The sequence below is a fragment of the Collinsella aerofaciens genome (assembly GCF_009876115.1).
GTDB lineage: Bacteria > Actinomycetota > Coriobacteriia > Coriobacteriales > Coriobacteriaceae > Collinsella > Collinsella aerofaciens_N.
On sequence record NZ_WWSY01000003.1, the window covers coordinates 47,594 to 60,308 of the forward strand.

Here is a 12,715-nt window from a genome sequence, read left to right on the forward strand (position 1 = left end):
CAGAACGGGAACGTAAGTATGCGCTGCCTTATCATCCACAACCCGGCATCGGGCCCCAGCTCAGATGAAATCTTCGCATTCACGCACGCCCTTGCACAGGGTGGCGACGAGGTCGTGATGCGTTTTATCGGCGATGGCATGGAACCCGAGGACGCCGTGGCAGACGTGCGCGAGTTTGATCGCGTGGTGATTTCGGGCGGCGACGGCACCGTCTCCAACGTGCTCGACCAAATGCGCGAATGCGGCGTCCCCACGCTCGTCTTCCCCTCCGGCACGGCCTGCCTGTTCTTCAACAACATCGGCAATGCCCCTGAGGCCGCGGCACTCGCCAAGGCCTGCCGCGTCGGCCGCACCGTCAAGGCGGATATGGGTGAGCTCTTTTGGCTCGACGAGAACGGCAACGAAAAGCGCCACGGCTTTATTATCATCGCCGGCTCGGGCTACGACGCCGAGATCATGATGAAGGCCGCCCCCACCAAAAACGATATCGGCGAGATCGCCTATTTCCTGTCGGCGCTCGCCACACCCAACCCCACGGTGGCGCACTTTACGATTGAGCATGACGGCATTGTCGAGGAGCTCGATGGCATCTGCTGCATGGCCGGCAACACCTCGGTCATCCAAAACGACATCAACCTGTTCCCCGATTGCCGCATGAACGACGGCATGGTCGACATCGCGGTCATCGAGCCCGTAAAAACCGTGCAGCTGCTCCCGACCGTGATCACCGCCGCACTCGACCCCGCCGGCAAGGTGCTCGGCCGTCCGCAGTTCAAGATCATCCAGACCAAAGAAGCCAAGATCACCTGCACCCCGTCGCTGGGCATGCAGTTCGATGGCGAAATCATCTCCAGCAACTCGGGCGTCTTTGGAGCCCGCGCGCTTCCGCAATGCCTCGACCTCATCGTCGACGAATTCTCCCCACTCGGAAAATAGGAGGACCCCATGAACGACAATCCCCTGCTCGGCTTTATCGTCATCGTTCTGGCCATGCTCATCGGCTATGCGATTAACGTGATCCACCGCCGGAAGAAGTAATTCCACATTGGTATGATATTCATCCAATTATCGTCTCCCCCGTTGTTTATGCATTTGCCAAACAGCGGGGGATTTTTCTTTGCGCCCCGTGCAAGGCGCTTTATTCAGATACAGTAATTGCAGGGTGTCTTTATTTAAGTAAAGCTACATAATGAGTATTCTTATCCGCTCATCGCATATTTTAGGACGCTCATCGAGTATTTCATCGAAATAGATGAATACTCTTTAGACTTCCTATAGGCTAATAGATGTATTTATTAGCTGAGATTCCACATGGCTTTGCGGGGTCTCAACAGTTGGGAGGGATTATGAGGTTTACTCATCCCGTCAACACGCTCAAGAAGCTCGGCTGCGGCCTTGCGTTTGGAGCAGCAGCCATCATGGCCATGCCGACCTCGGCACTCGCCTGCACCCAGATCTACATGGGCAGCAAGCTCACGGCAGACGGCAACACGTACTACGGCCGTTCCGAGGACTTCGGTCCACGCTATGTCAAGCACTTTGGCATTGAGCCCGCACACAAGGACGGCAACGAGTACACATCGGTCGAGTCCGGTTTTGAGTACAAGTCCAAGGGTGCAACCTACCGCTACACTTTCGTTCGCGACAACCCCTCGCAGTGGGAAGATCGCTACGACGCATATTCCGAGGCTGGCATCAACGAGAAGGGCGTTTCCTGCTCTGCCACGCTGAGCACCTCCTATAACGAGAAGGCCGAAGAGGCCGATCCCGTCACCGAGGAGACCGGCATCGGCGAGTACAACTACGCCAGCGTCATTCTGGGCGAGAGCGCCACGGCCCGCGAGGGTGTCGAGCTCCTCGGCAGCCTGATCGACGAGCAGGGCGTCTGCTCCAACGACCAGATCATCATCGCCGACAGCACCGAGACCTGGCTGTTCGCCGCGCTTTCCGGCCATCAGTGGATTGCCATGAAGCTCGCCGACGACATCGCCTCGCTCAACCCCAACATCGGCAACCTCACCTATGACGTCGACCTCGACGACACCGAGAACTGCCTCCACTCCGAGGGCATCGAGTCCATGCCTAAGGAGAAAGGCTTTGCCGAGTACACCGACGGCAAGTTCGACGTCGCCAAGACCTACGGCGAGGAGATTAGCGAGGCCGGTATGCACCAGTGGTCGCGCTATGTCCAGGGACGCGATTACTTCATGGCTCCGCTTGCCGAAGGCACCGACTACGAGATCGTTAAGGACGAGGGCGAAGAGGCTCGCGCCACGACCGGCGCCCTGGTCCACGAGATGCAGCCGCTGTTCTTCCAGCCCGGCAAGTCCGACTGGAACACCTTTGAGATGATCCGCAGCTTCGCCGCCCGCGGCGAAAATGTTGCCGGCCTCAACGCCAACACCGACGGCGCCTACGCCATCGGCTCCAACCGCAACACCGAGATCCACACCTTCCAGATCCGTCAGGGCATGGATCCCGAGATCGCGACCATCCAGTGGGAGATGCTCTCCAACGCCGAGTTCTCCGTCGCCATCCCCCTCTACTCCGCACTGCTCACCGAGGTCAGCCCCTACTTTAGCGATCAGGATGTCTCCTTCGACCACTGCGAAGAGGAAGACGTCGTGAACAACGAGGAGCCCAAGAACTCCATCAACTACGTCCTCATGGACATCAACACGCTCGCCTATGAGAACCGCGACCACTGCGCTTCCGGCGTCCGCGCCTACCTCGACGCCCTGCAGAAGGAGCTCATCGAGCAGAACCTGACCGTCGACGAGGCCATGCAGGCCGCCGAGGGCACCGAGGCCCGCACCGCCCTGGCCAACAAGGCCGGCAAGGCTGCCACCAAAAACACCTACCTCAAATGCAAGGCCATGCTCGAGGAGATGCGTGACTACCTCAAGGAGGGCGACTTCTACGAGGAGTTCGTCCCGAGTGACTACGATGCCGACAACGACTGCCTGGTCGAGTCCATCACCTACGCCGACGAGGCACTCTCCGATGAGGACGTAGCCGAGCCCGAGGTCGAGAAGAAAGAGGCCACCGAGGAGAAGTCCGAGGGCAACAACATGGCCGCCATGGCCGTTGGTGCCGTCGTCATCATCGGTGTCTGCGGCTTCGTGCTCTATCGTCGCAAGAAGGCCTAAGGCCCTCACGCTCTAAGGGAGGGCAAGACAGTGCGAGCGGTCTTGCCCTCCTCGCCTGTCATCCGACCGGCGGGAAACATCGCCGAAATCTTTTCAAAAAAGATTTCCTGCAAACACTTTGCTGTGTTATAGTGCAGCGCAACAGCAACAAGGTGCGACCGCGCCACGGCATCACGAAAGGAGCCACCGACATGAAGAACACGATGAAGTCTCTCAACAACTGGTGGTGGCGTGATGCGAATACGATCGGTCGACAGTGAGTCCCTCACGCCTGTTTTTGCGCTCTAGGTGATTGAAAGGCCTCCGGTTTCGACCGGGGGCCTTTTTCTATCTCGAGCCCGATCGCATTCGCATCACGCGCCTCCGCTTTCTTCTCTTGCACTTCCCCTCCGAAAGGATTTTCACCATGTCTCAGAACACCACCGCCGCCCAGCCCCGCACCGTCCAGACCGCCGACCGCGGCAAACTCGACGTCCGCGCCCTCGTCTTGCTCGCCATCCTGCTTGCCGCCGGCTTCATCCTCAACTTCACCGTCGGCAAGGCCATCTCCGGCATCTCGGGCGGCATGATCAGCCCCGAGTTCATTATCTCGGCCTTCTGCCTCACCATCCTGGTCGTGCGCCCCAACATCGGTCAGGCGCTCGTTATCGGCCTGATCTCGGCCGCCGTGATCCAGATCACCACCACCTCGCCGTTCGTCGATTTTGCCGCCGAGGGCATCGCCGCCATGCTCATGGCCGTCATTGTCAACGCTGCTGCCAAGGACGGCCAGGTTAAGCCCGCCGTCGCCATCGTCGCAACGTTCGTGACCACCTTTGTCTCGGGCGCCATCTTCATGGTCATCAAGATGGCCATGCTCGGCGTGGTGGGCGAACTCGCCGCTGCCATGCTGCCCGTCGTCGCCACGACCGCCGTCTTTAACGCCATCCTGGTCGGCGCTCTCTACCTGCCCATCCAGAAGGCCCTGAAGCTCAACTAACCCGCTCGGCTTTACGAACCACCCCATCTTGGCGTTCATTCGTCACTCGCGTACCCAAGTACGCTTCACTCCTCTTTCGCGCCAACCTGGGCCCCTCGTAAAGCCGTCTCCGTGCTTCACCACCAAAGACTGTCCCAAACAACGGGTTCATGGACGTTCTTATATGGTTCGTCATTCAAGAAACTCCGATGACTATGAAAGGTATCCATGGAAACGATCATCAACGTCGACGATGTCTCGTTCTCCTATGGCACGCAGACAGAGCAGGTGCTTAAGCATATCTCGCTCGGCGTGAACAGGGGAGATTTTATCGGCATTATCGGGCCTTCGGGCGCCGGCAAGTCCACACTTGCCGCCTGCCTGTCGGGAGCCGTACCCCACCATTACACCGGCACGTTCTTTGGCTCCGTCACTGTCGATGGCAACGACACCTGTGAAGTTTCGCTCACCGATGTGTCGCAAATCGTCGGCAGCGTGTTGCAGGACATCGACACACAAATGGTTGCCTCGGTCGTCGAGGACGAGATGCTTTTTGGCCTGGAGAACTTTGGCGTTCCCCACGACCAGATCGAGCAACGTATAAGCGAGACGCTCGAGACCGTCGGCATCAGCGACCTGCGCGACCGCGAGATCGCCACGCTTTCGGGCGGCCAAAAGCAAAAGGTTGCCATCGCCGCCATCCTCGCCATGCGTCCGCGCGTGCTCGTGCTCGACGAACCCACCGCGGCACTCGACCCCGCCAGCTCCACGCTGGTCTTCGAGACCCTGCGTGAGGCCAACCGTGCACTCGGCATCACCATCGTCGTCGTTGAGCAAAAAGTCGCCCTGCTTTCGGAGTATTGCAACCGCGTGCTCGTGCTCAATCATGGCGAAATCGCGCTACAGGGCGAGCCGCACGAGGTCTTCGCGCACGCCGATGAGCTCCGCGCCATCGGCGTCGATTGCCCGCGTGTCACGCGCATTTTTAACAGCCTCGAAGCCGATGGCCTAGCCAGCGGCACTCCCTGTTTGGATGTTGATGAGGCCGAGCGCCTGATTACGGGCATCGTCGACCCCGCACACGTAAGCAGCGACATTCAGGCACCCGCCGGCTCACCGCACGCACCGTCGTTGCGCCCGCACGCCAAGGACGCCGAGCCCGTGCTCACCTTCAATCACGTTGAGTTTGCCTATCCCAATGGCGGCGCCGCCGTCCACGACCTCAACCTGACCCTCTATCCCGGTGAGCTCGTGGGCATCGTCGGCCAAAACGGCGCCGGCAAGACCACGCTCACTAAGCTGCTCACAGGCCTGCTTAAGCCTGCCTCGGGCAGCGTGCGCGTCACGGGACTGGATACCGCAGCCGTTCCCACGAGCCGCATCGCCCGCGAAGTCGCAACCCTCTTCCAAAACCCCGACCGCCAGATCTGCAAGGACACCGTACTCGACGAGGTCGCCTTTGGCCTGGAGCTTGCCGGCATCGACCGAGCCGAGGCGCTGCGTCGCGCCCAGCTCGTCATCGACCGCTTTGGCTTGCCGGCCGACGAGGCGCCCTTCTCGCTCTCGCGCGGTCAGCGCCAGATGGTGGCACTCGCCTCCGTCGTGGTCGTAGAGCCCAAAATCGTGGTGCTCGACGAGCCCACGAGCGGCCTTGACTACCGTGAGTGCATGACCGTCATGGAAACCGTGCGCACCATGGCCGAGCGCGGCTGCGCCGTCATCATGGTCTGCCACGACATGGAAGTCGTATCCGACTTTGCCGAGCGCATCGTGGTGATGGCCGACGGCCGCATCCTCGAGCGCGGCCGCACGCACGAGCTGTTCTCGAACATCGAGCTCATGCAGCAAGCCTACGTTGAGCCACCTCAGGTCATAGAGCTTTCTCGTCGTCTGGCATCCTCCGTCTCTCCCGCCTTTGCACAGGTGAGCGAGGTCACCGATATCGTTCGCATTACCGAGGAGATGGTCCACCGTGGTTAACGTCATCGACTATATGCCGGGCGATACACTGCTGCACCGCTTGAACCCGGTCGTCAAACTGGGCCTTGCCGCCGCCATCATCATCGGCATCTTCCTGTCCGATACCTACGTGGCGCTGTTGGGCTTTTTGGCACTCACCCTTGCACTGGGCGCCTACGCCGGCGTCGTCGACCGTCTGCTCTCGCTACTCAAGCTGCTGATTCCGCTCGCGCTTATCATGCTGGTGCTTCAGCTGGCCTTTATGCGCGACGGCAACATAGTGTGGGGCTTCATCACCGACACGGGCCTCATTACCGGATCGAAGGCCTGCCTACGCCTGTTGGGCGTGGCGCTGCCGCTCATCCTCATGCTTATGGTGACCAAGCTCAACGACCTCGCCAACGCCTGCGTCGAGGTGCTGCGCGTGCCATATCGCTATGCCTTCACCTTTACCACGGCACTGCGCTTTGTGCCGGTATTTGGTCAGGAAATGAACGCCATCATGGAGGCGCAGACTGCACGCGGCGTCGAATACGACACTAAGAATCCCGTCAAGAAACTCAAGCTCATGCTGCCGCTGTGCGTGCCACTGCTTATTTCGAGCGTGGGCAAGACCGATGCCACCGCGCTTGCCGCCGAGCAGCGCGGCTTCTACCTGCGCACGCGTGCGAGTTCGTATAAGCGTTACCCCATCAAAAGCCTGGATATCGCCGTACTTATCGTCAGTATCGCCCTTATCGCCATCGGCTTCCTGTTCTAGCAATCGCTGGCAGCAACCGGCAAATGCAAAAGGCCTCGGCTCGCACCAAACGAGCCGAGGCCTTACTGTTTTCCCAGATAAAACCTACCAAAATAAATCTGTCCCTTTTTGGCAGGCGGAAGAACTAGAGGCGGTAGGGGACGCCGCTGCGAATAATGGACTCGCGTACCAGGACATCCATCGCATCGAGGGTGATCTCGGGCATCTCGCGATACTTCTGCAACACCGAAAGCTCCGTGCAGGCCAGGATGACGCGGTCGCAGCCGCTACGGGCGAACTCCCACATCACGCGGTCGAACTTATCCATATCGGGCTCGCGCCCGGCCTTCACATCGTCGTAGATGAGCGACATCACATCGGCCTGACGCTTTTCACTGGGATAGACGACCTCAACGCCCGCGGTCTCGCATTCGCGCCCATAGACGTCTGCGCTCACGGTACCGTCGGTGCCCATGATGCCGATCTTGCGCACCGGCTCGGCCGGCATGCTCAGGTTTGGGTCGAACTCGCACTCCCCCATCACCGCGCCGGCCAGAGCATAGCGCACCGACTCGCGCGGCATGTGGATAATCGGCACCTTCGTAAACGACTGGATCTGGTCGTAGAAGTAGTGTGACGTGTTGCAGGGAATCGCTATGTGCGAGCAGCCCAGCGACTCGAGCGCTTGGGCGCACTCCTTCATGGTCGCCAGCAGCTCGGTATGCTCACCGGTCTTGATGGCCAGCGTGCGGTCGGGCATGGTCGACTTGGAAAGCACCACCATGTCGATATGCTCCTGGTCGCACGTAGCCGCCGTATGGCGTACTACCTGGTCGTAGTAATACGACGTGGCCTCGGCGCCCATGCCGCCGATAACTCCCAGCTTTTCCATCGCCGCCTCCTTGGTGACGCCCACGCAATTGCGCGTATCATACCCGCGCCCGCCCGATACATACCGGACGGGCGCCACGCTCGTCTACTTGTAATACGTCTTGAACAGCTTATAGTGACGCAGCTTGGTGTGCCACATGCGCAACCAGCGGTTAAAGACAAAGTCTCCCTTCATAAACGAGGGATCGGCGCCCTTGCCCTCCTTGGCAAGACGATGTACCTTCGCACGCAGCTCGGGAGCCTTGACGTACTTGTCGACGACGCCCATGGGAACGACCATCCACAGCGCCTCGTCCTGCGCCGTCACAAACTCCGGCTCAAACGGGCGATTGAACACATACTCGTCCACCACGTACTTGGCAACGTTAAAGCCGCTGTTGGTTACGTAGTAGTTGCTGCGGCCCTGACGGGTGTTGAAGTCAAAGAACTTAAACGAGCCATCGCGCTCGTCATACTTGACGTCAAAGTTGGAATAGCCCACAAAGTGAAGGTCCTCGAGCAGCTTGCGCACGCCACTCATAAGCTCATCATTGGGCTCGGTGATGATGCAGGCGTGATTACCGACGCCGTGGGGCTGATGCTCCTCGAGCAGCACGTGACCCAGGCACATCATGCGAACCTTGCCGTTGCGATCAGAATAGCTGGTAAGCACACGCATGTACTCGTCGTTGCCGGGCACGCGATCCTGCAAAATCAGGTCATCGGTGTAGCCACTGGCATAGGAATCGCGGATAACCTGCTCCAGCTCGGCGCGGTCGGCAATCTCATAAGCCTTCTTCTGACCCTCGAACTCATGCTGCCACCACATGATGCCGTCGGAAGGCTTCAGGATCATCGGGTAGGGGAAGTCAATCTGGTCAAGCACCTCGGCAGGCGCCTCTCCTTGCGTGTTGAGCATCTGCGCAGTAAAGGTAAACGTATGCGGATAGGGCACGCCGTGCTTCTCGCACAGCTCGTAGAAGATCTCCTTCTTCTGGCACTGCTCAAGCATGCTATAGGGCGCGTAAGGCGCAACGATGTTATCCGCCAGCTCGTTGGCATCCTTGGCCTGGGCCACCAGGGCAACATAGTTATCGCCGCAGCCCATCAGGACAATCGTCTTGTCGGCATGTGCCCGAGCGATACCGTTGACGGTCTTAAGCATCACGGGCATGGTGTCGATATCCACGTTAGGCGTGTAGTCGATAATCTGGCTGCGATACGCAGGGCCCGTCTGATACTTGCCAAAGACCAGGCTCTTGACCTGATACTCCTCGTAGAAGGCGCGCGCCACCGAATACGCGTTGATGTCGCCGCCGAGCAGCACGGGAATAAACTCGCGCTCTGTAAACTGCAATGCCATGGAAACTTCCTATCATGAACTGCCCACACGACGGGCGGTCTTTGTGCAACTGATTTATTCTAGCGTGCCGAGCCGCCGGCACCCAAAGCTCCACCGTATCTATGGCAATCGGCGTAATTATCCAGCACGAAGGCGGCAATCACCGGTGTACGACAACGGGGCAATGAACCCACCGTTGTTGTAGGATTCAACATGTTGCCCGCCCCGTCGAAAGATGCACCGTGCCCCAGGCTTATCCGATCAACAGCCCCATCATTGACGCCGCAAAGCGCGAACTTGCGGATCGTGCCCAGACGGCAGCTCCCCTACGCACCGCTAACGACGCTTACAACGGGCCTGCCCGCATCGTCTCAATCAACACGTCGGAGCACAAAGGCACGCGTAAGTCACCCGTCGCCGACGGGCACGACACCGTCATCGAGCAGTTTGGCCTCGCCTCCGATGCGCACGCCGGGCATTGGCACCGCCAGGTTTCCTTTTTAGCTGCAGAGTCTATCCAGACGGCGCAGGCGCGCGGGCTCGATGTGCACGAGGGCGACTTTGGCGAGAACTTCACAACCCAGGGCATCAACCTGCTCTCGCTCCCCCTGGGAACGCAGCTCAAGATCGGCAGCGAAGTACTCGTCGAAATCAGCCAGATCGGCAAAGTCTGCCACACCCGCTGTGCCATCTACTATCTCGCCGGCGACTGCATCTTCCCCCACGAGGGCATTTTTGGCGTCGTGTTGCAGGGCGGAGAAGTCCATATCGGTGACGACATGCAGGTGGTCAAGCTCGGCGATGGCACCTGTTCCTTCACTCCCGCCGAGGCACTCAAAGAGGTGGAGCAGGCTCGTCGCGAAGGAACCCTGTAGTTGCAAAACCCCACGTTGAGATAGCTTTTACAGCCAAGAATCCCGTTGCAACAGGGTGCCGTAACGTTAAAGTTGAACTCTATGGTTTCTCAACAATTCACCATTCCCGCAGGTCAAGGCCAAAGCCTCAAGTTCAACTTGACCCTTTAGAACCTTTAAGGTTCAAGTTGAGGTCGAAAGCAGTAGTAGAATACAGCTCGACCAATAACCTACGATTGATTGCAGAGGGACTGGATGCAGCATTCGAACCATCGCACCGCAGCGCTCATCGCGTCGAAGCCGGCTCGTATCATCACGAGCGCCGCGCTCGCCGTCGCGCTGACGGCCACGCCGATGCTCTCCCCCGTCGCGGCCTATGCCGCCTCGCAGGCAACGCAGGATCAGCTTTCCGCCGCCCAGAAAAAAATCGAGGACGCTACGAGCGCCTACAACGACGCCCGAACCAAGCTCGAAGATCTGCAAAAGCAGATCGACTCCAATGAAGCGAACATCGATAAGATTGAGGCCGAGCTACCCGAGCAGCAGGCCAAGGCAAGCTCCGCCATGCGCGATCTGTATAAGTACCAGAAGGGCACCAGCCCCATCGTGAGCTTCCTGGTGAACACGCAGAGCTTGGGTGACTTTATCACCACCTGCAAATACACCAACCAGATTACGAGCTCGAGCGTCGACGAGATCGAAGAGCTTAACAAGATGCAAACCGAGCTCGAGCAAAACAAAACCGAGCTCGATCAGGCCAAGTCTCAGCTCGAGGGCGAGCAAAAGAATGCCGAGGACGCGCTGGCCCAGGCGCAGCAGCTCCGCAGCGAGGCGCAGGCAAAGGCCGAGCAGGAAAATGCCGCCGAACTGGCTAAGCTCGAGGCCGACAAAGCCGCTGCCGCCGAGAAGATCTCGGGTACCGGCGTGAGTGGCAATAACTCCAACAGTCAGGCCACCAACTCCAACACCACCATCGACACCACGGTGAACAACTCCAACAGCGGCAATTCCGATTACGACTCGTTCATTAACGAGTGGACGAGCCGCATCGACAACTACCTCGCCGGTTCCCCCATGGCAGGCCAGGGCTATAACTTTGCCGTCGCCGCCTGGAATACCGGCGTCGATCCCCGTTGGTCCCCCGCCATCGCCTGCATCGAGAGCAGCAAGGGCCTCTATTGCGCCGGCTCCTATAACGCCTGGGGCTGGAGTGCCCGCGGCGGTGGTTGGCGTAGCTTTGGCAGCTGGAGCGAGGGTGTCTCCGCCCACGTTGCCTACCTGGGCGCCAACTATGGCTCCACGCTTACCCCGGCAGCAGCCAAGAAGTACTGCCCGCCCACGTGGCAGGACTGGTACAACAAGGTCGCTTCCCAGATGAACCGCATTTAGGCTCGCAAGCCTCAACTGCAAAGGGCCCCAAACGGGGCCCTTTTTCGTATATCTAGGAGACGACGCCCGTCGCGTTGCCGATAACAACAACGACGCACATGACGGCAAACATAAACCCGAGCGCCTTGAACCATAGTTCGACAAAGGCGCCTCCCCGATACCGATCGAGCACGGGAAAGCGACGCCGAAGCCTGCGGCGGTCGAGCATACCAAACGTAATAAGCAGCACCAGGCCATCGACCATAAAGAAATACTCAAGTGCCAAAAACCACGTTGGATAGTTTCTGTTTTCGCCCGTCGGCGTAAATACCGCAAAATGGCTGCCCATCAGCAGCAACAATGTTGTCGCATAGACGCATCCATTCCATATGCGCCCCACGGGCTCGGGGATACGCGAGAGCAGACGCGCACATTTGGACATCACAGGAGAGACGATCGAACGCCGGTTTGCAGAAGACGGAAGCGTGAGGGCAACCGGCTGCTGTACCCGCTGCACCTGTGACGCCGCGACCCGGGGCACACTGGCAGCAGAAAAGGTCGCGGGCGACGGTGCAGGGAGACATAGCTCATACGCCGCACGCGCAGCATGCCCCAGTGCCTTTGCACTCGCAAAGCGCTTAGCCGGATCGAGCGCCATCGCCATGCAAACCGCATCGGCAAGCGGGGTTGGCATACCGTACGTCTCGCATTGCTCACGTATGTCCCGCCCCGGTTTGGGGTCAGTTCCCGTCAGGCAAAAGAACAGCAGTGCGCCAAGCGCGTAAATATCGCTGCGGACACTCGTCTGCCCAAACCCAAACTGCTCGGGCGGCGCATAGGAACGCGTGCCAAACTTGACGGTGTCGGCGTCGGCGCCGTCACGCCAGACACGCGCAATCCCCAAATCAATAATCACCAACGAGGAAAAGGTCATGCCGGCATCGGGCGCATACCTCACGCCCGATACGATGATGTTCGAGGGTTTAAGGTCGCGGTGGATTACCGGTACCCCCGGCTCCCCCGCAGCTGCAAAACCAGCATGCAGCTCGCCCACCGCTTCACACAGAACGGGATACAGACCGCGGGCATAATCGGTCGTCGCCCCCAAGCGTCCCACCAACGCCTCGAGTGTCTCGCCTTCGACATACTCCATCACCACGTCGAGCTCGTCGCCCACACGGCGGCAATCGACGATTCGGGGCAAGTGCTCAAAACGACGACCGGCGCGCTGGGCCGCAAACAGGCGCTCATATGCTCCGCCAATCTGCACCGAAGCATCGATGCGCTTGCGGACAAAGGGGCCGAGAGACCCGCCACCAGAGCCCTCAAAATAGACGAGTTCGGTCGTCTCGACATCCGAGAGCTTGAGCACGCGCTCCACACGATAGCTGTCATCGCGGTCGAGCGACGCCAAATGCTCGACGAGCGAAGCAGTCAGCTCATCATCGGAATATGTTGGGCTCTGAGTATCCATAG

The 12,715-nt window shown here is 59.4% G+C and carries 10 protein-coding genes; 7 read left to right on the plus strand and 3 right to left on the minus strand.

From position 1 onward, the window contains the following. Nucleotides 1-18: 18 nt before the first annotated feature. The 5 genes from GT571_RS02885 to GT571_RS02905 all read left to right on the plus strand — a co-directional run bounded on the left by GT571_RS02885 (nt 19) and on the right by GT571_RS02905 (nt 6,826). Nucleotides 19-936, plus strand: a complete 918-nt coding sequence (locus tag GT571_RS02885) for a diacylglycerol/lipid kinase family protein (RefSeq protein WP_161155354.1) — start codon at nt 19-21, stop codon at nt 934-936. Between the two features lie 410 nt (nt 937-1,346). After that, entirely contained in the window at nt 1,347-3,149 is a 1,803-nt protein-coding gene (locus tag GT571_RS02890; protein ID WP_161155356.1) for a C69 family dipeptidase, read from the plus strand. Between the two features lie 406 nt (nt 3,150-3,555). After that, a complete protein-coding gene (locus GT571_RS02895) occupies nt 3,556-4,128 on the plus strand; it encodes a hypothetical protein (RefSeq protein ID WP_161155358.1) in 573 nt (190 codons plus the stop codon). 207 nt (nt 4,129-4,335) lie between these two features. Further along, the gene (locus GT571_RS02900; protein WP_161155361.1) at nt 4,336-6,087 is read left to right on the plus strand and encodes an ABC transporter ATP-binding protein; all 1,752 of its coding nucleotides are present in this window, start codon (nt 4,336-4,338) and stop codon (nt 6,085-6,087) included. Beyond that, on the plus strand, nt 6,080-6,826 hold the full coding sequence (locus GT571_RS02905) for a CbiQ family ECF transporter T component (RefSeq protein WP_161155363.1): 747 nt from the start codon (nt 6,080-6,082) through the stop codon (nt 6,824-6,826). The genes GT571_RS02900 and GT571_RS02905 overlap by 8 nt, the downstream gene beginning before the upstream one ends. Nucleotides 6,827-6,950: 124 nt before the next feature. On the opposite strand, the gene GT571_RS02910 is transcribed toward GT571_RS02905, so the two are convergent. Both GT571_RS02910 and GT571_RS02915 read right to left on the minus strand, forming a co-directional pair. Then, complete coding sequence (locus GT571_RS02910) at nt 6,951-7,697, minus strand: aspartate/glutamate racemase family protein (RefSeq protein WP_192934617.1); 747 nt, start codon at nt 7,695-7,697, stop codon at nt 6,951-6,953. 84 nt (nt 7,698-7,781) lie between these two features. Further along, nucleotides 7,782-9,038: a carboxylate--amine ligase gene (locus GT571_RS02915; protein ID WP_161155367.1), complete on the minus strand. Its 1,257-nt coding sequence runs from the start codon at nt 9,036-9,038 to the stop codon at nt 7,782-7,784. Nucleotides 9,039-9,259: 221 nt separating this feature from the next. On the opposite strand from GT571_RS02915, the gene GT571_RS02920 reads away from it, so the two are divergent. Then, complete coding sequence (locus tag GT571_RS02920; RefSeq protein ID WP_204987189.1) at nt 9,260-9,892, plus strand: MOSC domain-containing protein; 633 nt, start codon at nt 9,260-9,262, stop codon at nt 9,890-9,892. A gap of 234 nt (nt 9,893-10,126) precedes the next feature. Further along, entirely contained in the window at nt 10,127-11,260 is a 1,134-nt protein-coding gene (locus GT571_RS02925) for a coiled-coil domain-containing protein (protein ID WP_161155370.1), read from the plus strand. A 52-nt stretch (nt 11,261-11,312) separates the two neighbouring features. Here the strand turns inward: GT571_RS02925 and GT571_RS02930 are convergent, their stop codons facing one another. Further along, on the minus strand, nt 11,313-12,713 hold the full coding sequence (locus GT571_RS02930) for a serine/threonine protein kinase (protein WP_161155372.1): 1,401 nt from the start codon (nt 12,711-12,713) through the stop codon (nt 11,313-11,315). Between the last annotated feature and the right edge of the window lie 2 nt (nt 12,714-12,715).

What these genes read in the sequence shown, in the direction of transcription:
- GT571_RS02915 (WP_161155367.1), bottom strand. Translation starts at nt 9,038, where the DNA reads ATGGCATTGCAGTTTACAGAGCGCGAGTTTATTCCCGTGCTGCTCGGC.
- GT571_RS02925 (WP_161155370.1), top strand. Translation starts at nt 10,127, where the DNA reads ATGCAGCATTCGAACCATCGCACCGCAGCGCTCATCGCGTCGAAGCCG.
- GT571_RS02930 (WP_161155372.1), bottom strand. Translation starts at nt 12,713, where the DNA reads ATGGATACTCAGAGCCCAACATATTCCGATGATGAGCTGACTGCTTCG.
- GT571_RS02895 (WP_161155358.1), top strand. Translation starts at nt 3,556, where the DNA reads ATGTCTCAGAACACCACCGCCGCCCAGCCCCGCACCGTCCAGACCGCC.
- GT571_RS02900 (WP_161155361.1), top strand. Translation starts at nt 4,336, where the DNA reads ATGGAAACGATCATCAACGTCGACGATGTCTCGTTCTCCTATGGCACG.
- GT571_RS02890 (WP_161155356.1), top strand. Translation starts at nt 1,347, where the DNA reads ATGAGGTTTACTCATCCCGTCAACACGCTCAAGAAGCTCGGCTGCGGC.
- GT571_RS02910 (WP_192934617.1), bottom strand. Translation starts at nt 7,697, where the DNA reads ATGGAAAAGCTGGGAGTTATCGGCGGCATGGGCGCCGAGGCCACGTCG.
- GT571_RS02885 (WP_161155354.1), top strand. Translation starts at nt 19, where the DNA reads ATGCGCTGCCTTATCATCCACAACCCGGCATCGGGCCCCAGCTCAGAT.